Here is a 20,436-nt window from a genome sequence, read left to right as displayed (position 1 = left end):
GAAGGGGTAAAATCAGTAACCCTATGAAAACAGTGACAACCTGGGGTTAAGCCTTATGGCGTAAGGGCTGATTGAGGGTCAGGCAGAATAGTCCTAAAGACGAGGAGTGAAAGTGACGTTGTCACGAATAAAGGCCGCACCTGTGACGGTGCGGCAGCGCAGTTACGCTGTTTTGTGCGCTTTTGATGTCCATTCCTGCCAGATGTTCTCAAGACCCTGCCGGTATGAGGTGACGGGGAAGTCGGGAAAATGCCGCTTAAACTTCGTCGAATCAAACAGGTTATCAACGTCGTACCTGGGTAACAGCTCACGCATTTCGCGCGCGCCCTGCGAAAACAGCGCCGTCGCGGCGAATGCCAGCTTGCCCAGCACGGCGTAGTCCGCCTTCTGGCTGAAGATATCGCAGGCGAGAGTGACAAACTGTTGATACGTCAGCCTTTCGTCGCAGCAGGGCAAATGCCACGTCTGCCCGTAGGCCTCAGGCGTATTGCCCAGCAGGGCAAGCGCGCGACTGGCATCCGGCGTCCAGATGAGGGTGCGAAGCGTATCGTCACGTACCGGAACGCGCGGGCGTTTGTGCTGCTTCAGCCTGTCGATAATGAGCTTGTTCGTGAAGCTCTGCGTTCTCTCAGGCCCGTAAAACTCCGGTGCCCGACCGATGAGAACGGGAATGTCGCCCCGCTGCATTTCGGCAAGCACCCGGTTGGCCATCAGCGCACGCACGTTGCCTTTCCGTCCCTGGGGCGCAAAGCGCGTCTCTTCAGTTTGCGGCACGTCGCTCTGGGGGTACATGTAGGTATTGTCAAAATAGACGAATCTTGCGCCCGCCTTTCGCGTGGCCTCCAGCGCATTTTCCAGCATGGTTGGAAACTGACGCTCCCACAGCGCGGAATCAGGCGGCAGACCGGCGGTAAAATAGACCGTATCGCTGCCGTTAACCGCCTCCTGCGTCTGCTGCGCATCCAGAAGATTGGCCGCAACCGTGATATCGCTGTCGTGGACTTTCTGCGGATGGCGGCTGACCAGCCTGATATCGTCGGTATAGGCGCGTTTTAATTCGCGGGTCAGTTCACGGGCGATTTGCCCGCTGGCACCCAGAATAGTTTGCATATGAGCTCCCTGATGAGATGACGATCCGGTTGACCGTATAAAAAGTTTAAGCTTAAAGTTAACTTTAAGGTCAAGACGTAAGAGCAGATGAAATGAAAATTGGCGAACTGGCGAAAATGACGGGTATTTCCCCGTCGCGCATTCGGTTCTATGAGGCGGAAGGTTTACTGCCGCGGCCCGCCAGGCAGGGGAACGGCTACCGTTCGTATTCTAAAGAGGCGGCAGCGCTGCTGAACATCATCGACAACGCGCAACGTACCGGGTTCTCACTCGAGCAAATACGCCGCTTCCTGCCGCAGCCGCAACAGCACTGGGATCATGAGGGACTGATCCAGTCCCTGAAGACGCGTATTGCCGAAATAGAAGCGATGCAGAAGCAGCTTGAGGAAAACCGCAGAGAATTGCTGACGCTGGTCGCGAGTATCACCAACCGTCCGGACGGGATCTCCTGCGACGACAACATGCAGCGCCTGCTGGGGCAGCTGCAACACTCAGACGGTAGCCCGAACTCGTCGAACCCGCGTCGAGACGGTGATAATTGAAACGATAGCGACCACGGCAAGCATCAACCCGAGCGCCAGCATGGCGTTAAACCCGATCCACCTGAACAGCAGCAGCCCCGCAATACCGCCTGTAATAAACGAGAACAGGGTGGTTAAGTGGGTTTTCAGCTGGCTTTTTTGCGCCGCCGTATCTTTGGAGTAATCCCTGCGCAGCATCGCCACCAGTACGGAGGCCAGGGATATCCCCGCGTCCGTCAGCGTGCCGGTAATGTGCGTCGATCTCACCCGTCCGCCGGAAAGCTGCGTGGAGGTGGAATTGTGAATGCCCATCAGGCCGCACAGAAAAAGAATAATCTCGCGGTTGCTGGTGAGGGCATGAAAATACATCTCATAGAATGAGACGCCGGTCAGCAATATCCCCTCGACAAACAGGATCTGGCAAAAAATCAGCCTGACGTTATGGATAATGCCCCATATCACGATCGTGCGCGCAATAATGGCGCCTGCGACAAAGGAGAGAATAATCGAGCCGAAGAAAATAATATCGCTCAGGTCGGTGGAAGAGACTTCGCTGGATAATTGTGAGGTGTTGCCGGTCATGTGTGAGGGGAAAAAACCAAATGCCCCAAGGGCGATGGCATTCAGCAAACCTGCCGAGGTCGCCAGCCAGAGAGCAAGCCGGCGATCCTCCTTATGCGTTCGTTCTTTCTTGAGTCTAATCAGCAAGAATACCTCCGGGTTGAGCGTTGCCTGAATAGTCAGGCTAGCAAAGCGGTGCAACGGGCTGTCCAGGATATGGCTTAATTATTATTCCCTCTGACACGTCTCAGGGTTTAGTAATTAAATAAAATATCCTTGCTCAACATGGGGGGCGTGAATACTTCACATCATGCCGTTATTGCCGTGACGCAAAAAAGCCGGGTGCTGGTTAAGACGTTCAAACCAGGCCTCAATCGCCGGCACGTCGGGTTTATCAAACGGCGTCATCTTCCAGCGATTCACCGACAGCCCAAGCACCACGTCCGCAAGAGTAAACGTCTCGCCCGCTGCAAAGGCCCCGGTGCGCTGCAGCTGGTTTTCCAGAATGGTGATGCAGTGGTTCCACTCTTTTATTCCCGCCGCAATGCGCTCAGGGTCGTTGAAGTCCGGGTTTTTACGCCCCAGCGCCGGGAAGACATAGCGCCAGGCATTATTGAATTCGGTTGCCTGCCAGTCCATCCAGCGCTCAACGTTGGCGCAGGCCTGCGGTTCTGCGGGCAGCAGATCGTGACGTCCGGCCTTACGCGTCAGATAGCGGCAGATGGCGTTGGACTCCCACAGCACGAAATCGTCATCCATCAGCACCGGCACCATGGCGTTGGGGTTCAGGGCGCGGAAGGCATCCGTTTCCGTTGAGGTAAAACCGCTGCCGTAATCTTCCTGTTGATACGCGAGGCCTGCTTCTTCGCAGGTCCAGAGCACTTTACGCACGTTGATGGAGGTGGTTTTGCCGAGGATGTTAATCATGTCGCCGCTTCTCTTCAGAGTGATGAATCGTTTAAAAACAATACACCAGCGGTGAAGGAAAGCGTCAACAATTCATCCGGCGAGTGATTTGTGAAGACGCGAAAGCAGAAGCGTCAACACAACCGCGCCCAGGAGCAATATTCCGCTCAATGCAAACGTGCTCTGCCAGCCGCTATGATCGAACACCATACCGCCCGCCGTTGAGCCGAGCGCAATGGCGAGTTGGATCACGGCGACCATTAATCCGCCACCGGCTTCAGCATCTTGCGGCAGCGTTCGCGCAATCCATGTCCACCATCCCGTTGGCGCCGCCGTTGCCAGCATGCCCCAGAAGCCTAACAGCAGGGCAACGATCCACACGCTGTGACCGGTCAGTATCAACACGCCTGCTATGACGGCCATCAGCAGGGGAATGGCGATTAACGTCAGGTAAAACGCGGCGTTCAGGGCCAGAGCAACGAGCAGTGTGCCAACAAAACCCGCGATGCCGATGGTGAGTAAAATCAGCGATAAGCCGGAGGGGGTGACCTGCGTGACGGTTTCGAGAAACGGACGCACATAGGTAAACAGCGCAAACTGTCCCATAAAGAACAGGCCGCAGGCCAGCAGACCAATGGAAACCACCCGTTGGCGGAATAGCCGAAAGACGGATGCGCGTGACGCCGTATTTTTATTGCCGTTCATATCGGGCAGGCTAAAACGTTGCCAGAGGAACGCCACTATCGCCACGGGAACCAGGCACAGGAAGGCGCCGCGCCAGCCAACGGTGGCGCCGAGATAGCTCCCGAGCGGGGCGGCGACTACCGTCGCCAGCGCGTTCCCCCCGTTGAATATCGCCAGCGCACGCGATACCTGATGCTGCGGAACAAGGCGGATGGCCGTTGCGGCAGACATGGACCAGAACCCGCCTATAGCGATACCTATCAGCGCGCGGCCAGTCATGTAAACCAGATAGTTTGGGGCGAAAGCGATAATCATCCCCGAGAGCGCCATCAGGATCGTCATGCCCAGCAGAAGGTGTTTGCGGTTCATATTCCCGGCAAGCCGGGAAAGAAAAAGGCTGGTCAGAACCGCCAGCGCGCCGGAGATGGCGATCCCCTGGCCAGCGAGCCCCTCCGTAACGCCCAAATCTCTGGCAAGAGGCGTAAGCAGGCTAACGGGCATAAATTCCGAGGCAATCAGGACGAATACGCACAGAGTCATGGCAAAAATACCGCCCCAGTGCGCACGTTCCTCATTCTGTGAGGTGGTAGGGTTCAGAGTGGACATAGTCATCTTTCACGAAGCGCCGCCCGCGAAAAACGGACGGCGGAGAGGTTTATTTCAGGCTGGTTTTGAAGAACTGTTCAAACTGGACGAACGGGATCTTCCCGGCAACATTGTCGTAGAGATCGACATGGTTTGCGCCCGGAACAATCACCAGTTCCTTCTGCTTGCTGCCGACCGCTTTAAACGCATCTTCTGCAAAGTAGCGGGAGTGCGCTTTTTCACCGGTGACGATAAGCGTCGGGATCGTAATTTCCCCGGCGTAGCTCAGCAGCGGCATATTCATAAAGGACAATGGCGTGGTCGCGGTCCACGCGCCGGTGGAGTTGACGGAGCGCGCGTGGAAGCCGCGCGGCATGCGGTAGTAGTCATAGAACTCCTTCAGGACCGGGTTCGGGTCTGCTGGCAGCGCCTCTGGCAGAATACGTTCAGCCGCCGTCACCTTGCCGTTTTCATCGACATAAATGTCATGGCCGCCGTGCGCGAAGGTACCGTTCTCAGCATCTTTCCAGCGCTGTGCGTTGAGATATTGCAGAACGGCACGGCGGTCAGACGTTGAGTAGCGATCTTTCCCGTCGCCCACGCCGTGACCCATCGCCCGGCTCATGTCATACATCACGCTGGTGGCGACCGCTTTCACGCGGGTGTCCATGGATGCCGCATTCAGCGCCATACCGCCCCAACCGCAGATGCCGAGAATACCGATGCGGTTACGATCAACCTCTTTCTGTAACCCCAGGAAATCCACCGCCGCGCTGAAGTCTTCGGTGTTGATATCCGGAGACGCAACGTTGCGCGGCTGGCCGCCGCTTTCGCCCGTATAGGACGGATCGAACGCCAGGGTCACAAACCCATTTTCCGCCAGGGTCTGCGCATACAGTCCGCTGGACTGCTCTTTGACCGCGCCAAACGGCCCACTGACCGCAATCGCCGCCAGCTTGCGGTCACCGCGGTTTTTGGGAAGATACAGATCGCCCACCAGGGTGATCCCGTACCGGTTCTGGAAGGACACCTTGCGGTGGTCGACTTTAGTACTTTCGGCGAAGGTTTTATCCCATGTGCTCACCATTGAGACAGGTGCGTTTGGGTTAGTCGTTTCTGCATAAGACATTGTTGTCACTCCACTTAATGATGCACATAGCAGCATCGCAACGGACAGTTTTTGGGTGAATGTTTTCATGAAAATGGACCCTGGGTTGTTGTGTTGCGGTCATTATAGTTAGCAGAATTAGTGCTGATTAGAGGCCGAAAGCTGCTAGGATTCATATCATATTGTTATAAATCGGGGGCGTGATGGCGAAGCGGGAAAACTATAATGAGCTGTACCTGTTCATGCAGGTGGTACGGGAAGGGAGCTTCACGGCGGCCGCGCAGCGGCTTGGGCTGGCGCAATCCGGGATCAGCCGCTCGGTTCGCGAGCTGGAAGAGCGGTTGGGCGTTCAGCTTCTGGTCCGCACCACGCGCAAGCTGTCGCTAACACACGCCGGGGAACAGCTTTATCGGACCGCCGAGTCCGCGTTCGATACGCTCGATACGGGCCTGGCGACCCTGGCACACTATCGTCAGACGCCGTCCGGCACGGTACGTATTAATGCAAGCCAGCATGCTATCGACAAATGTCTGCTGCCAAAGCTCGCCATTTTTAAACAGCGTTACCCGGATATCAGGCTGGAACTGATGAATGAAAGCCGCTTCGTCGACATTATCGCCGAGCGGTTCGATGCGGGCGTCAGACTGGGGCCGGAAGTGGGGCAGGGAATGATTGCAGTGCGTATCACGCCTGATATGGAAATGGCCGCTGTGGCTGCCCCGGAACACTTCAGACGCTACGGTTTTCCCCAGACACCTGCGGATTTAGTGGCGCACCCCTGCATTGCCTACCAGTTTGCCGACGGTAATGACTATCAGTGGGAGCTGGTGCAGGACGGGAAAAAAATCACCCATCGACCAGAGGGGCAATGGGCGCTATCTGACAGCTACATGGAAGCCGAAGCCGCCCGGCTGGGGCTTGGGCTGGCCTATGTCCCGGTGGAGCTGGTGGCTGACGATCTGGAGCGCGGCACGCTGATCCGGGTGTTGCAGCGCTATAGCCTGCGCATGGACGGGTTGTATCTCTATTATCCGCACCGTAACGTGTCGCCAGCCCTGAGAGCCGTGATCGATACGCTTAAAATTTAGGGCGGCGTTATCTTTCTGGAAGACGCCTCGCAAACCGCAAATTAACCGCGTGAAATTCAGGGTTATGTCTTTTCTTCGACCGATCGGGGTCGTAAAGTGCCTGCGTTGCGGCACATCCGCAATCGGGCGTAGGAACCCGCATCTACCATATAGTGACATTTCGTATGTCGCGGCAGCACCGATCCCGCTACAATTGCGGTGGCGCTGGCGGAGCAGCCGTAAGGCTGGCCGTTTTTCTATATGGGCGGTATTCCTACCTCTGTCAGCGCTACCCCCCGAGCGTAGGAACTCATTGGGTGGTTAAATGAACTGCATATAGAAGGATGCCTTGTATGGCTACTATCCCAACCCTGACTTATCTCCCGTCTGACGAAAGCGTCATTCTGCAACTTATCTCCCGGCCGCTTCCGGCTGATGCCGATCTGTTTGTCGTCGCCGACAACTGCGCCGCGCTGGTGAGCGTGCTGGTCGAAATAGAAGATGCGAAGATGTTTACTGTGCTTTGCGAGCGGCTGCTGCTTGCCCTGCGTAAGCTAAGAGAACTCTGCGATGTCGATCTGCCGCCTGACCTGATCGCGCAATTGATCATGGGTGAGAAACTGAACTCCTGCGTGCCGGACTGCTGGCAGGACACCCAGACTCAGGTGGACTATGTTCTGGCGCTGACGCAAGCGGTTATGGGTGGAACGCTGCCCGCTCACGTCGCGAAAGAGCTGACGGGCCTGCTGCACGACATGGTGTGGCTGCTGGCTGAGTTTGTGAAGGAGCCGCGCATTACTGCGCATTAAGGGCGCTGGCGTGGAGGGGCGGCAGCGCCCCTTTGAAGCCATGATTAACGCGATCGGTTCCCGGTATCCAGAAGAGACGTACCGTAGGAGTTGTCGATGGTACAAAGCCAGCGACCGTCGCTTTCCTGCCGAAAAACATAGGTCGCGCGGCGCGACATTTCCGTTATTCCACCCTGACCATCAGGAAAACGCAGAACGGTTTCCATGATAACGAGGGCATTGCCACCACCTTCGATCACCTGCATCTCCCCTTGTTCGACAATCAACTGGTCCTGAAAATAATCAGAGATGGCAATAAACGCGCTGCGGATGTTTTCTTTGCCTTTAACCGTCATGCCGGGCTTGACCACCAGAGCCGCGTCGTCGGCGTAATACTCCATCAGCGCGTCATAGTTTTTGGTGGTGATGGCGTGGTCGCAGGATTCAATGATCTGGCGTAGCGGATGTGGGGTCATGCGCGATTCCTCGTTGATGGGGGAACGGGTATTAACGTGACAATCTGGCGTGTTTGTCTAGCTACCTGGTTTTATGGCTGGTAGCGTTGGTGGGGAAGTTGAGGGATTAGGTAACGTTAGATCTGCTATGAGCGAGAAGCGGAAGTTCGCGATTCTTTGGGGATTCTTTGAAAGGTTGTCAAGGGCCACTAGCGTAGCCGGGTATGAATCAGTGAGGGGCTGCTCGCGGCGTCACGAATCCCTGAATAATCTGACACCGGCAAAGCTGGTTAAATCCATATCTCCGAGCATCAGCAATAAACCGGATATTGGATGCTGCTATCTGTTCCACTTTTTTCGAATATCTATCGCATCCAGACCAAGGCGGTCAAATTTGCGCTAGTGGGGAAAAAACAAGGGGCTCAAAGATTGAATGAAGGCTATTCCTGTTGATAACCCAGGAATAGCCAGTCTGGCCTACAGTAATGACTCCAGTTTTTGTCGTGCCTGGCTTGTTAGCCGCTTAATGCCCAACGATCGGGAGATATCTGCAATTTGGTTCTCACCTTTTATACTCAGAACCAATGCGCGTAACTCTTCTGCAGGTATAGCATCAATCTGGCGAATATCATTTTCTGTCGCAGGTAAACGGAACGTATTCCAGTCTGCCTGCTGAGTTGTTGACTGCCAGACAAAATTTTCACCAAAATGATCTGTCGCAACATGATAGTGCTGATCCACCAACTCCATCACTCTTTCCCGAATTAGTCTGCCAGCACGATTAAAACCGTGTACGCGTGCAATGCGCTGCACCAAAGTCGTTTCCAGCAGTGGAGATTCAGCTTTCACCACTGAGTCGATGAGTCCTCGCAGCGTTTCGTCATATCCACCGATGTAGAAGCGTTCGGCATCAACTCTGCTGTTCCATTCTTGCAGGTCATTAACGATGTATTTAGCGCCCTGAGCGAGTAGGGTGACTTCCATGGCCGATGATGAGGCGTATTTGAGCTCTGGCACAGCGGTCTCTTCGCTATCGTCGTCTTCAGGCTCTTTACTGAGTTGCTTTATCACTTCTACAGAAGCGGAGATCTCTCCATCGTTGGCTCCCTGCACATTGACGGTAGTTAAGGGGAGATCATCCGACTCTGTAACCGCGATTGTTTCATCGCTAATATCAGTAGACTGTTCTGCTTCATCTGTGCGCATTGCATCAGTAGCTCTGGAGTCCTCAAGCAGATCGCGAATGGCCGAATCAAGTCGCTCAAGCGCACCTTCTTTATCAATCCACCACTCCGTTGACCAGAGGCGTAATAATTTCCATCCCAAGCCTTGCAGAATAGCGCTGCGAACTTTATCACGATCGCGGGCTGTGGCTGCACTATGATAGGTGGCACCATCACATTCAACGCCGACTAGATAATCGCCCGGTTTATCCGGATGAACGATCCCCAGATCAATACGGAAACGGGATACGCCTATTTGCGGAACAACATGCCAGCCTTTCCTTCTCAGGCCATTAGCAACCGCTTCTTCAAAAGGTGAGTCATAGCCACCAACCGATCCACGAACAGCCTGCGCCAATGCTACCGGGCCTCTTTGAGCAAATTCTATGAAATGCTTAAGGTCGGCGACAGCACGTGCGCTGGTTCGATTGAGATCGATCATCGAAGAGTCGAATGAGGTAAATACCATCATCTCTTGACGCGCACGCGTGACGGCAACATTCAGGCGTCGCCAGCCTCCTTCACGATTGAGTGGACCAAAGCTCATAGACATTGTATTGGCACCGGGTTCGGTAGGGCCGAACCCAATACCGAGCATAATTAAATCACGCTCATCGCCCTGAACTGTCTCAAGGTTTTTAACCACCACGGGTTCATCAAGCTCTTGCTGAAAGAAGGGCTCGATTGCTGGATGTTGCTGACGAGCTCTATCCAACAAGTCATTGATCAGTTTTTGTTGTTCAGTGTTCAAGGTAATAATGCCAATCGACTTACCTGAAGCAACAAATTTTTTATCAGTTAGACGTTTTACGGTCTCTGCGACGATGGCTTCGGCTTCGGCTTGATTGTGACGACCTTTACCTTTCGAATAAACGCCACCGACCTTGCACCATTGAACAGCACTTTGTCGCGTTTCTGACGCAGGGAAGGTGATCAGGTTGCCATCATAATAACGATGGTTAGAGAAGGTGATCAAACTTTCATGGCGACTACGGTAGTGCCAACTCAGACTATGGTTGTATAACCCGGCGGCAAGGCATTCATCCAAAATGCTTTCCATATCCTCTTCCACATCATCGTCGACATCACTTGCACCGCGATTGAAGAAACTGGTTGGCGGCATCTGACGTGGATCGCCAGCCACAACAACTTGTTTACCACGCGCCATTGCGCCAATGGCGTCCCAAGGGGAAATCTGTGATGCTTCATCAAAGATCACCAGATCAAACAAAGCTTGGCTGGAAGGCAAAAATTGAGCTACGGAAAGAGGGCTCATAAGCATGCAAGGTGCAAGTTTAGACATTGCATCCCCCATCTCTGCGGCCATTTGCCGTACAGGCTTATGACGACGAGATTTTTGTAATTCATGCTTCAGTAAGGCAAAGCCTCCCTGCTTGGCTATTTCATTTTTTGCGGGGATTACGCCGCATAGACGCGCGCGAATATAACGAACTGTTAACTTTGCCAGTCGATCGGTATGCTTGCGATAGGCCTCAATGTCACTCATATGTTCGGCAGGAACAAAATTATGGAGTAGCGGTTCCGAATCAATGACCCATGAGGCGAACCAGCGACAGTAGGCTGTTTCGAAAATCTCTAAGGCACTTGTTTCTGAGGTATCAAGATTAGCAAGCTCATCCAGCATGGGCATCATCCCCTGTGAAATCGCTTCCTCCCGCACGCGACTCCAGTCACTCCATGCTTTCAGTGCCGATGAATTCTGTATTATGTTTAGCGCACAGTTTCGCAATATGGGGATCGACGGATTTTCTTCTTGCGTTTTTATCAGGCCACAGAAAGTTGTTTTGGCTTCGCTAAACCCGATAAGTGCAGTACGGAGGCTCTGGCATGAATTCGCAACCATACCGGCCGATCCCAGCAAATCATTGCCATCAATAACCAAGGTTTTAACGGCATTGCGAATCCGTGCAAGTTGTTGTGGTGAGGACCCTAATGTGCCGAGTTTGTTGCGGATCTCTTCTGCAAGTGCCAGTGTCGCTGCTAATTTCTCGTAATCTGTTTCCAGACTGTTCCAGCCCGGGAGCGTTGCCGTCTCGCTACTTATCGCAGATAGTCGTTGTGACAACGGCTGTAGCAGATCAATAACAGGTAAATCGGCAGCCAAATCCGGTGCTGAACTGAGAGCATGTTGCTGCATTACTCCCTGGATAACTTTTTTGCGCGCGCTGGTGGCAAAGAACCAGAATTTTTTACCCGCTTGTGTTAGCGCTTGACGGATTTGCGGCACATTGATGTGTTGCCAGCTATCTGCAGGATAGTTGACTGACAGCCGTTCTTTGATGGTGGTTATCTCCTGAAGCAGAGCGATTGCAGTATGGCCAGCCTGAATGCGGGCTGCCGCATCTGGAGTGAACATAAAACTGAGATCGATTCCAACAGCTTTGGTCAGGAGTTCACAAAAAGCGAGTAGTTGTGCCAGTTTTGCTGGCTCTTTGCTATCCAGTTCAATTCCACTTGTCTCCAGTAGCGTATCAGTCGCTTGCTCCAGGTCTTCTATTTTTCCAGGTAGCGCTTTCGCGCTGACAATAAGTGATGACTGCCATCCGTTCGTCCAGTCTGTTTGTGCAATAGCTGCAAAATGTTCACCGTGTTGTTGAAAAGCAGCACGGTTAAGCTCTAAGCGTCTGGCTATGAGCCGGAAATATTCCATTTGTTCTGCTGTATGAAGCGTATTAGCGGGCCATGTAAATCGCGGTGTTGCTGCACTGGCATCTTTTATAACTCGACCCATTGCATAATGTAGCGTTAAACCATTAGGCCAACGTTTATGAAGCAAACGAACAACGTCATTAAGTTTGTCACGAAGAGTTTGCAACTTGCTTGCTTCCTCATCCCATTCTTGGGCGGTAAGCACGTCTCTCACATCCCACGCGCGTTCAAGTTGCTTTAGAAAATCCATCTTCGAGGTTTTACTGGAGTGTAACTCCAGGCAAAACTCACCTAATCCTTGCGCCTCTAACCTGCGGTAAACGACATCCAGAGCGGCTTTTTTTTCAGCCACAAACAGCACGCGTCTGCCCAGCGCAAGGTTGTGCGCAATCATATTGGCTATAGTTTGTGACTTGCCTGTTCCGGGAGGTCCGTCAAGCACAAAGTCGCGACCTTTTGCGGACGCCACTACTGCTGCAACTTGCGAGGAGTCTGCAGGTAATGGCAAAAAAAGCTCCTGTGTTCCTATTTCGTTATCCAGTTCATCGACATCTATGATTTCACCGCTCTTTTCCAACGTGGCATTTTCCAGCCCACGCTCAACCAGGTATTTAACCAACGGGCTTTCCATCAGTTGCGGTGTGCGGTCGACGAGATCCTTCCACATCAGATATTTGGCGAACGAAAAGGTACCGATCACGACATCGCGAGTGACCTCAAAGCCTGGGATATCACGGACTGCGCGGCGTATAACATTCCATATACCATCAACATCAATACCGCTTTCATCCGTTGGTAACTCGCCATCTAGCCCGTTGATTGTTAGCGCGAAATCGTTTCGCAGTAGCTCGAGTAATGTCAGATTGAAGCGAGGTTCTTCTTCCAGCAAACGCATCGTCACGCCAGAGAGCGCACTTTTCCGATCCAACTGAATAGGCAGAAGAATGAGTGGAGCGGAATAACTCTTAGGGTCATCGGCAGCCTTTTTCCATTTAAGGAAACCGACCGCCAGGAACAGTGTATTGGCACCGCCTTCTTCGAGGTCACTTTTGGATTTGCGATAGAGATCAATTAGAGAAGACTCAAGGCGTTCTTTTTCAAGATAGGAGACAACTTCGCCACGTTCCAACGCATTTTGTGCATACTCATCCCGTAAGTTCTCATGCGTCTGTTGCTGGTATAATTCTGCATCTCGACCGCCCGTTTCGAGATTTGGCAAAGAAACAATACGCAGACGCTTACCTTCCGCAAGTTTATCTTCAAGCATCCCGGGATTAGCACATAATAATCGGATGCCTTTAGCGCTTTCCGGCAAATGTAATAGGCGGTTCCGGGTTGTTAAATCTAACAATTTTCGTTGCCATTGGACCAGTCGGCTTGTTGCACCTTTTTCATCAGCGATGTCGAGCTCAATATCAAATGAAGGTAGCTGTGGCGCATCTTCAAATCCATGAGAAATAATCTGTTCCGTATCCTCAGTCTGAGCAGTCGCACCTAATGTTCCCAGTGCTAATGGGCGAATTTTTTGCATTCGTGCGCGGCGTACATCAATGGCGGCGTAGAATTTTTTTTCTGTCAGATGCTGTAGAGCCTCTATGGAAGCCTGAGTAAATGATGCCGGGTGCGCTTGTGTTGCCAGTGTCGTTTCAAATACGACCATCTCTTTCAAATCGATTCGTTTACGTACGGCTGAGACATCTTCGGTAACAAGTTGCGCAAACTCTTGCGGTTGTAACCATAGGCCGACAAAAGCATGACCTTCAGTTAACAAGACCAGTGGATTCAGGCCGAGTTGTTCTAGAGCGGATGCAAATAAGAGTGTGGTATCCAGACACGTGGCAATCCTTGCCTCTATGATGGTTCCGGGTGTTCGAATCTTCTGGCCGTTGTGTTCGAAGCTGGCAGGAGGAAGAGCATAACTGATATTCATGTTACAAATGGCAGTCCACAGGGCGGAGGCTATCTCCCAGACCCGAGTTCTGGATTTGCTTTCGTAACCATCTAGGGCTTCTCTTTTCCCTGCGCTACGAAGTACATCTGATGTGGCTTTGAGCAGACGATCGATCGCAGGGTCGTTAGGCGTAATGAAAGACGGCAACAATTCAACCATCGCATCGCCGCCCCATTCATTTTTTGCCAGTGCTTCAAGCGGATAATTAACTGTAAAAAGTTCATCCTCTCCCTGACGTAAACACAATGTGATTTCGCACACCACGCTTTCAGTCAACTCAGCCAGCCATTTTGCATCAAGCTTAATATCGCGATCACGGATATCGAGTGTGGAATGAGGAAGCAAGCGATCAATTTTCCACTGTTTTGCTTCCAGTACTGCAGGAGTTGTCTGCAAATGCAACGTTAAGTCCTGGTACATTTGGTCAGATTCGTTATGTAGTACCAGTTCACGTAACAGAGGAACTGCATTTTGGTGTGAGGTGAATCCCAGCTTATGGGCGACACTGACAGATGCCTTTAGGCTCATAAAATTCCGTCTCCAATGAGAATATATCACTCAGGCTATGTTAATTGATGGAGCAACCCGGTGTAGGACAGATCCTGCTGAATGGGGCTACCAGGCCAACTTTTAGTCGACATGATACGTACCCTTAAAAATTGTTTTGATGCTTTATACGATAAAGGATTAAAGACACCTAAGCCACATGAAACTTAGGATTTATCCGCAGTTCACAACGATCTGTTAAAGATTGCAGCAATAAGATTGCGGATTGTTTCATCTTCGATAATCCAGTTATTGGCAGGATAAAGAGGGCAATCTTCCCCTCGCGGGATATATTCATTAAAAATGAACGGCTAAATATTACCAGGATATTTTTCTCTACTATATATTTTGTCTATGTGTGATAACTAAAATTCTTACTGCGAGCCGATATTTCCCATTTGTCTGTCATCACATCGTTGGTCTTCACAGAGAACGACCTGGGTACATCGGGTAATTGTAAGGACTATATAACTACTGATTATGTAAGATCTAAGCGTACTGAACATTCGTGTATTCAGAGTGTAATGTGCTTTTAAATAACTGACCAAACTAGGTATAGCATTTTTGATGTCCGCTTCTGAAACGGTGAGGACCGCCTGAAGCAGCCCCCTAAAGCCGCCGTCCTGAACCGCTGCGCCCACGAATTTTGCAATCCTGCAAAATAACCTGTAAGAGATTACTTTCGCATCTTGGCATGAACATGTTTCCCACCCAGGAGTAGGGCACCGTGACTCATAAAAAAAGGATTGTCATCGTAGGTGCTGGGATCACTGGCGTATCCATCGCATGGCATCTCGCCCACCGTGAATTTGACGTCACCCTCGTTGAACAGAATACGCCTGCGTCAGGTGCAACCGGTAGCGCGTTTGGCTGGCTGACAGGTGTGGTGAAGGATGATGCGGCAGACGTGTTTATCCGGCGCATCGCACTTGCGGACTGGCACAGGCTGGAAGAATACATACCGGAACTTAACATTAAATGGAGCGGTTCGTTAACCTACGGCGCGGCATCTGGGTCCTGCCTGCAGGACGAACGTCTCCTCCACAAGGCGGAGATTGCCCGCCTTGAACCTGCTTTGAACAATCCTCCCTCAGAGGCCCGCTATGCTGCAAAAGATGGTGCTATTGATGCCGTCAGCGCAACGCGATTATTGCTCGACAATGCCTGTGAGAAGGGTGTCGTACTGAATACCCAAACAACTGTTACGGGTCTTTGCATGACGGAGGGGAAGCTGACAGGCGTCATGACCTCTCGGGGGAAACTGGATGCAGATTGCGTCGTATTGGCCTGCGGTACAGGTATTCCAGCGCTGACTGAGCGGGTGGGTATCCATGTTCCAGTTCTGTCATCACCGGCCATATTGCTGCGCTTTGCGGCCCCCCGTAACGTGGTTAACACGATCGTCTCCGGTGATGATATTGAGGTTCGGCAAGCGCACAACGGGGATTTAATAGCCGCAGAAGATTACCCGGCAAGCGGCACCGTCAGAGAAACGGCGGAGGCTGCACAACGCGCGGTAAGAAACAGGCTCACGGGCGCAGAGTCGGCTGCTCTGATCCAGTACTCAACAGGAGAGCGTCCTGTTATTCAGGATGGGTATCCCGTTCTTGGTTTTACTGATGAGAGCAGGACGGTTTACGTCGCCTCTATGCACCCAGCCGTTACGTGCGCAGCGACGATTGGCAGACTGGTCTCAGAGGAGTTTTGCGACGGCCAGAGCGATGAAATCCCGCAATGTTACCGGCCATCCCGCTTTAGCGTGTTACAGGGCTGAAACGAGCTTTCTGATCTTTTCTGCCTTTTCAAAATGGTCCAGTTTCATCTCCATAATCCACCAGTGCGCCACTTCCATAAGCAGTTCAGGGTCGTCATTTTTATTAGCAAAAAAAGCATAAAACGAAAGCCCAACATCGCTTCCCTTAGAGGCAATTTTTGAATCACAGATCCTGATGATCTTTTCCTTCATTTCTTGCCGCACGTCATCTCCTTTACTCTTTTCGTGTTCAGGCTAAAAAAGCCGTAAGCAGTGATCTACTTACGGCGCCAGAATCGATGATGATTTTTATGACAATCAGGCCGCTTTCACAGCTCTGATTTTTTTCGTGTCAGTCGCGTCGGATTCTGTTTTATCCGCTGCAGCAGGGGCGTTGAGATCGGGAAGCTTGCTGGTACGCAGAATATGCTGCACGGTCTCTTTCTGCTCGGCGAGATACAGGCCAAGATTTTCAGCCTGCGTTTCATCCATTTGCATTCCGCTTTGCAACAGCCAGTCGGTGAACGCGTCTGCCATATCGAGCAGCTTGTCGTGAGCGTCAGCCTCTTTCTTACTGGCAAATGTCATTTTCTCTTCACCTTTTCTTACGACGACAAATTTTGTTTCAACAGCCATTATGCGCACCTCATACTGTAATTATATACAGCATAACAGTTCCGGTTTTATGTTGCAGCTAAAAATTGCTCACATTTTAGCGAGCAGGGGGCTCATTCGAAAAGCGTGCGCTGATCGCATCACGTTCATAGCCCTGCGGCTGCGTCAGTATCTGGTATAAATCAGGTCGGCGACCGTGGATCCAGCGGCGTCCGGTGCTCATAGCAAGCAGGCTTAAATCCAGTTCAGCGCTCACCATCATATCTTCTGCCGCCCAGGTTTCGTTCACGATCCTGCCATAGGGGTCGAGGATCATCGCATTGCCTGTGCGCACTTCGTCATCATCTGCACCGACACCGTTGCTGAAGAGAAGAAATAATCCGTTGTCATGCGCGCGGGCAGGCAGCCAGCGCATTAGCCATTCCCGACCGCTTGGCCCTTTGAATGCAGCGGTGATTTCTTCCTTGCGCGTTTCCCGCTCCTCCCAGAGCGCCAGCGGAATAGGCTTCATCCCGTGAGGGCTGCGGGAATCGGTACCGCCTGTTTGATGCGGCGCGAGAAGAATATCGGCACCCAGCAGCGCGGTCGCGCGCGCATTTTCGACCAGGTTATTGTCCCAGCAAATCAGGATACCGACCTTCACGCCCCACGGCGTATCAAAAACGGTAAAGCTGTCCCCGCTGCTGATGGCCGGATGTTCAAAAGCATGGAGTTTACGATGCGTATGCATTGAGCCGTCCGGCATACAGGCAACATACGCATTGTAGAGGCGGCCATCGTCGGCGCGTTCAATAAGCCCGGCGCCAATAAGCATTTGATGTTTTATCGCCAGGGAGCGAATGAGCGTCAGAGAAGGGCTGTCTGCAATCGGCTCTGCCAGAGCAGATACCTCCGCAGCGGTAAGCTTAGGAACATGCCAGTAGCCGGTGATACACATTTCAGGAAAAGTGAGAATTTTGACCTGCTCCAGCGCCGCCTGTTCAATAAATTTCTCCATTATCAGGAGATTGTATTGTTTGTTATTGGCCTGGTGCTGAAACTGTACGGTTGCCGCCTTTAAGGATGTCAGTTCGTTCATGTTGCGTCTCCGGTTGTCATCGAGACTGAATTACATAACGATTGCCGATAACTGTATAATCAAATCATTTCTGATTTCGATAACCATCTGGAATGCAAAAATGAACACCCGGTTGCTAAAGGCCTTTTTGATACTGGCGGAAAAAGGAAATTATGCCGATGCGGCGCGGGCGCTGTTTATCTCGCAGCCGGCATTGACCAAACAGATTCATCAACTTGAATCCCTGGTGAATATGTCTCTGTTTTCACGAGGTCGTCACGGCGCAATACTGACCGCCAGCGGCAGGCGTTTGCTGCCGGAGGCTGAAAAAGTCGTCAGGCAAAGCCAACTATTTATGCAGCATGCTGAGCGGGTATCGAAAGGAGTTGAAGGGCATATTTCCGTCGGGTTCGGACTTTCAAGCTTTTATCTGGCGCCACGCTGTATCGCTGACTTTCGTCGGGACTACCCGGAAGTAGAAATGTCATTGACGGATCTGCCTTCCTTCCAGCAGTACGAGCGATTGCAAAATGATGAGCTACAGGTCGGTTTTGTCAGGGTTCCTCCCCCCGTGGCGCTTGAATACCTGCCGTTATTTACCGATCGGTTGGTTATGGTTGTGCCCGCCGCGTCGCCGACACTGTCTGTCGAAGAGTGGCTCACGAAACGCCCTCTGTTGCGGCTGTATGATGAGCGAGGACGGGGTTTAAACGCGCAGATTGACCGCTTCCTGCATGACAACGGCCTTTTCATCTCATCGACTCAGCTGACTGACGATATCCAAACTATCGTCGCGATGGTGGTTGCGGGTATCGGCGTGGCCATTCTGCCCACCAGCGTGACGCATATCGCGCCGCCGGAGCTGGTGATGATTCCGCTCACGGGGGAGTCAATCAGCTGGAAGGTGGGCATCGCCTGGGACGCAAGTAGGGAGGATGTCATCCGTGACAATTTCATTGCTAGCGTAGCTGCTGCGTTTCCGGGGCACCCATGCTCCGCCGCCATGCCCCAGGCGCCTGACCATACTGACGCTTAAAGCTGCGGTTGAAGGACTGCTGGGAGTCAAAGCCCAGCGCGATCGCCACGTTCAGAATCGGTTCATCGCTGCGGGTTAAGCGCTCAACCGATTTTTGCAGCTTCTGCGCGCGAATATACCCGGCAAGGGGATAGCCCGTATGCTCTTTGAACAGGCGCTGGAGATGCCATTTTGAGTAGCCGGATCGTCTGGCGACGGACTCAATGTCCAGACGGCTATCCAGGTTGTTGTCGATCCAGTCGAGTAAATCATGCATAAATGCGCCAGTGTTCATCTGGTTACCCCCATGCTGCCTGTCTAAAAGTATCTTTGTCTGTTGCATTAAAAGGTGGCGCGTTTTTGTATTAATTGCAAGTTTTATTGTTGCATTTAAATCCCTGAGCGAAACGGGTCTTTTCACATCCGCTCAAATAGCACATAAAGTGCAACAATTATTCTTGCACTTAGTTAAGCGCCTTCCTACAATCGCCGCGATAGTGTATTCGCAACTGTTACAGTTTTGTGGCGATGAACGACACAAATGGCCTTAAGACAGCCACCGGACAAAGGAAGTGGCGCAGTGCCTCCTGCTGCGTCTTGCCCGGCGGCGACAATTACCGGAATAAAAATAATGAGCCTGCAAAAAACCTGGGGTAACTTTCATCTGAACGCGCTGGGGGTCATGTTGCTCTCCGTGCTGCTCGTCGGATGCGACAACAGCGTCGCGCAAAATGCCGCGCCGCCTGCGCCCGCCGTCAGCGCGGCTGACGTGGTGGTGAAATCCATTAGCCAGTGGGATAGCTTTAACGGTCGGATTGAGGCGGTGGAGAGCGTTCAGCTACGTCCGCGCGTTTCCGGCTACATTGATAAAGTGAATTACACCGACGGCCAGGAAGTGAAGAAGGGCGAGGTGCTGTTCACGATTGATGACCGAACCTATCGCGCGGCGCTGGAACAGGCGCAGGCGAACCTGGCGAGAGCCAAAACGCAGGCCAGCCTGGCACAAAGTGAGGCTAACCGTACCGATAAGCTGGTCAATACCAACGTTGTCTCCCGTGAAGAGTGGGAGCAGCGTCGTTCGGCCGCCACTCAGGCGCAGGCCGATATTCGCGCCGCCCAGGCGGCGGTTGACGCCGCGCAGCTCAACCTGGACTTCACCAAAGTCACCGCGCCTATCGATGGTCGCGCCAGCCGGGCGCTGATTACCAGCGGGAACCTGGTGACGGCGGGCGACACCGCCAGCGTCCTCACCACGCTGGTCTCGCAGAAAACGGTTTACGTTTACTTTGACGTGGATGAGTCAACCTACCTTCACTACCAAAATCTGGCCCGCAGCGGGCAGGGGGCATCCAGTAATCATACGGCGCTTCCGGTTGAGATTGGCCTGACGGGCGAGGAGGGCTATCCCCATCAGGGTAAAGTGGACTTCCTGGATAACCAGCTGACGCCAGGTACCGGCACCATCCGTATGCGCGCGCTGCTGGATAACGCGCAGCGTCAGTTCACGCCGGGACTTTTTGCCCGCGTACGCCTGCCGGGCAGCGCGGAGTTCAAAGCCACGCTTATCGACGACAAAGCGGTGCTGACCGATCAGGATCGTAAATACGTGTATATCGTGGATAAAGAGGGGAAAGCGCAGCGCCGAGACATCACGCCGGGGCGTCTGGCAGACGGTTTACGCATCGTGCGGCAGGGGCTGAATCCTGGCGATAAAGTCATCGTCGAGGGTTTACAAAAAGTGTTTATGCCGGGTATGCCGGTTAACGCGAAAACCGTTGCCATGACCGCCAGCGCCGCCCTCAACTGATCCCTTGACCTGAG

Annotated in this window: 17 protein-coding genes; 6 read left to right on the top strand and 11 right to left on the bottom strand. The window is 52.6% G+C overall.

Annotated features, from left to right (window positions below):
* Positions 1-162 precede the first annotated feature (162 nt).
* Positions 163-1,110, bottom strand: coding sequence for an NAD-dependent epimerase/dehydratase family protein (locus tag FU672_RS09155; protein WP_148243018.1), 948 nt, complete (start codon positions 1,108-1,110; stop codon positions 163-165).
* Between the two features lie 92 nt (positions 1,111-1,202).
* Between FU672_RS09155 and FU672_RS09150 the strand changes: the two genes are divergently transcribed.
* Complete coding sequence (locus FU672_RS09150) at positions 1,203-1,652, top strand: MerR family transcriptional regulator (protein ID WP_148243017.1); 450 nt, start codon at positions 1,203-1,205, stop codon at positions 1,650-1,652.
* Here FU672_RS09150 and FU672_RS09145 read toward each other — a convergent pair.
* The 4 genes from FU672_RS09145 to FU672_RS09130 form a co-directional block, all read right to left on the bottom strand.
* Positions 1,602-2,339: a YoaK family protein gene (locus FU672_RS09145; protein ID WP_148243016.1), complete on the bottom strand. Its 738-nt coding sequence runs from the start codon at positions 2,337-2,339 to the stop codon at positions 1,602-1,604. The genes FU672_RS09150 and FU672_RS09145 overlap by 51 nt on opposite strands.
* Positions 2,340-2,495: 156 nt before the next feature.
* Complete coding sequence (locus tag FU672_RS09140; RefSeq protein ID WP_148243015.1) at positions 2,496-3,119, bottom strand: glutathione S-transferase family protein; 624 nt, start codon at positions 3,117-3,119, stop codon at positions 2,496-2,498.
* Positions 3,120-3,191: 72 nt separating this feature from the next.
* A complete protein-coding gene (locus FU672_RS09135; RefSeq protein ID WP_148243275.1) occupies positions 3,192-4,388 on the bottom strand; it encodes an MFS transporter in 1,197 nt (398 codons plus the stop codon).
* 49 nt (positions 4,389-4,437) lie between these two features.
* Positions 4,438-5,565: an alpha/beta hydrolase gene (locus FU672_RS09130; protein ID WP_148243014.1), complete on the bottom strand. Its 1,128-nt coding sequence runs from the start codon at positions 5,563-5,565 to the stop codon at positions 4,438-4,440.
* A gap of 113 nt (positions 5,566-5,678) precedes the next feature.
* On the opposite strand from FU672_RS09130, the gene FU672_RS09125 reads away from it, so the two are divergent.
* Positions 5,679-6,563 carry a LysR family transcriptional regulator gene (locus FU672_RS09125; protein ID WP_148243013.1) on the top strand — a complete coding sequence of 295 codons (885 nt, stop codon included), beginning with the start codon at positions 5,679-5,681 and terminating at the stop codon, positions 6,561-6,563.
* A 332-nt stretch (positions 6,564-6,895) separates the two neighbouring features.
* Positions 6,896-7,351, top strand: coding sequence for a hypothetical protein (locus FU672_RS09120; RefSeq protein WP_148243012.1), 456 nt, complete (start codon positions 6,896-6,898; stop codon positions 7,349-7,351).
* A 44-nt stretch (positions 7,352-7,395) separates the two neighbouring features.
* Here the strand turns inward: FU672_RS09120 and FU672_RS09115 are convergent, their stop codons facing one another.
* Together FU672_RS09115 and proA are read right to left on the bottom strand one after the other, a co-directional pair.
* A complete protein-coding gene (locus FU672_RS09115; RefSeq protein ID WP_148243011.1) occupies positions 7,396-7,806 on the bottom strand; it encodes a YybH family protein in 411 nt (136 codons plus the stop codon).
* Positions 7,807-8,262: 456 nt separating this feature from the next.
* Positions 8,263-14,157: an anti-phage protein ProA gene (gene proA / locus FU672_RS09110; RefSeq protein ID WP_148243010.1), complete on the bottom strand. Its 5,895-nt coding sequence runs from the start codon at positions 14,155-14,157 to the stop codon at positions 8,263-8,265.
* A 745-nt stretch (positions 14,158-14,902) separates the two neighbouring features.
* On the opposite strand from proA, the gene FU672_RS09105 reads away from it, so the two are divergent.
* Complete coding sequence (locus tag FU672_RS09105) at positions 14,903-15,949, top strand: NAD(P)/FAD-dependent oxidoreductase (protein ID WP_148243009.1); 1,047 nt, start codon at positions 14,903-14,905, stop codon at positions 15,947-15,949.
* Here the strand turns inward: FU672_RS09105 and FU672_RS09100 are convergent.
* The 3 genes from FU672_RS09100 to FU672_RS09090 form a co-directional block, all read right to left on the bottom strand.
* Entirely contained in the window at positions 15,938-16,153 is a 216-nt protein-coding gene (locus FU672_RS09100) for a DUF6500 family protein (protein ID WP_148243008.1), read from the bottom strand. The genes FU672_RS09105 and FU672_RS09100 overlap by 12 nt on opposite strands.
* Positions 16,154-16,246: 93 nt before the next feature.
* Positions 16,247-16,564 carry a YebG family protein gene (locus FU672_RS09095; protein WP_148243007.1) on the bottom strand — a complete coding sequence of 106 codons (318 nt, stop codon included), beginning with the start codon at positions 16,562-16,564 and terminating at the stop codon, positions 16,247-16,249.
* A gap of 76 nt (positions 16,565-16,640) precedes the next feature.
* Positions 16,641-17,621, bottom strand: a complete 981-nt coding sequence (locus tag FU672_RS09090) for a nitrilase family protein (protein ID WP_148243006.1) — start codon at positions 17,619-17,621, stop codon at positions 16,641-16,643.
* A gap of 100 nt (positions 17,622-17,721) precedes the next feature.
* Between FU672_RS09090 and FU672_RS09085 the strand changes: the two genes are divergently transcribed.
* Positions 17,722-18,636 (top strand): LysR family transcriptional regulator, encoded by a 915-nt coding sequence (locus FU672_RS09085; RefSeq protein WP_262349007.1) that lies wholly within the window; start codon positions 17,722-17,724, stop codon positions 18,634-18,636.
* On the opposite strand, the gene FU672_RS09080 is transcribed toward FU672_RS09085, so the two are convergent.
* Positions 18,560-18,910, bottom strand: a complete 351-nt coding sequence (locus FU672_RS09080) for a helix-turn-helix domain-containing protein (protein ID WP_032638191.1) — start codon at positions 18,908-18,910, stop codon at positions 18,560-18,562. The genes FU672_RS09085 and FU672_RS09080 overlap by 77 nt on opposite strands.
* A 336-nt stretch (positions 18,911-19,246) precedes the next feature.
* Between FU672_RS09080 and oqxA the strand changes: the two genes are divergently transcribed.
* On the top strand, positions 19,247-20,422 hold the full coding sequence (oqxA, locus tag FU672_RS09075) for a multidrug efflux RND transporter periplasmic adaptor subunit OqxA (protein ID WP_148243005.1): 1,176 nt from the start codon (positions 19,247-19,249) through the stop codon (positions 20,420-20,422).
* The last annotated feature ends 14 nt before the right edge of the window (positions 20,423-20,436 follow it).

The sequence above is a fragment of the Enterobacter asburiae genome (genome assembly GCF_008080435.1).
GTDB classification, from domain to species: domain Bacteria; phylum Pseudomonadota; class Gammaproteobacteria; order Enterobacterales; family Enterobacteriaceae; genus Enterobacter; species Enterobacter asburiae_C.
This window is presented reverse-complemented; position numbering and strand designations above follow the sequence as displayed.

Excerpts from the sequence above, each read along its gene's own strand:
- FU672_RS09095 (WP_148243007.1), bottom strand. The coding sequence starts at position 16,564 with ATGGCTGTTGAAACAAAATTTGTCGTCGTAAGAAAAGGTGAAGAGAAA.
- FU672_RS09080 (WP_032638191.1), bottom strand. The coding sequence starts at position 18,910 with ATGAACACTGGCGCATTTATGCATGATTTACTCGACTGGATCGACAAC.
- FU672_RS09125 (WP_148243013.1), top strand. The coding sequence starts at position 5,679 with ATGGCGAAGCGGGAAAACTATAATGAGCTGTACCTGTTCATGCAGGTG.
- FU672_RS09150 (WP_148243017.1), top strand. The coding sequence starts at position 1,203 with ATGAAAATTGGCGAACTGGCGAAAATGACGGGTATTTCCCCGTCGCGC.
- FU672_RS09135 (WP_148243275.1), bottom strand. The coding sequence starts at position 4,388 with ATGTCCACTCTGAACCCTACCACCTCACAGAATGAGGAACGTGCGCAC.
- FU672_RS09115 (WP_148243011.1), bottom strand. The coding sequence starts at position 7,806 with ATGACCCCACATCCGCTACGCCAGATCATTGAATCCTGCGACCACGCC.
- FU672_RS09140 (WP_148243015.1), bottom strand. The coding sequence starts at position 3,119 with ATGATTAACATCCTCGGCAAAACCACCTCCATCAACGTGCGTAAAGTG.
- FU672_RS09155 (WP_148243018.1), bottom strand. The coding sequence starts at position 1,110 with ATGCAAACTATTCTGGGTGCCAGCGGGCAAATCGCCCGTGAACTGACC.
- FU672_RS09090 (WP_148243006.1), bottom strand. The coding sequence starts at position 17,621 with ATGAACGAACTGACATCCTTAAAGGCGGCAACCGTACAGTTTCAGCAC.
- oqxA (WP_148243005.1), top strand. The coding sequence starts at position 19,247 with ATGAGCCTGCAAAAAACCTGGGGTAACTTTCATCTGAACGCGCTGGGG.
- proA (WP_148243010.1), bottom strand. The coding sequence starts at position 14,157 with ATGAGCCTAAAGGCATCTGTCAGTGTCGCCCATAAGCTGGGATTCACC.
- FU672_RS09120 (WP_148243012.1), top strand. The coding sequence starts at position 6,896 with ATGGCTACTATCCCAACCCTGACTTATCTCCCGTCTGACGAAAGCGTC.
- FU672_RS09085 (WP_262349007.1), top strand. The coding sequence starts at position 17,722 with ATGAACACCCGGTTGCTAAAGGCCTTTTTGATACTGGCGGAAAAAGGA.
- FU672_RS09130 (WP_148243014.1), bottom strand. The coding sequence starts at position 5,565 with ATGAAAACATTCACCCAAAAACTGTCCGTTGCGATGCTGCTATGTGCA.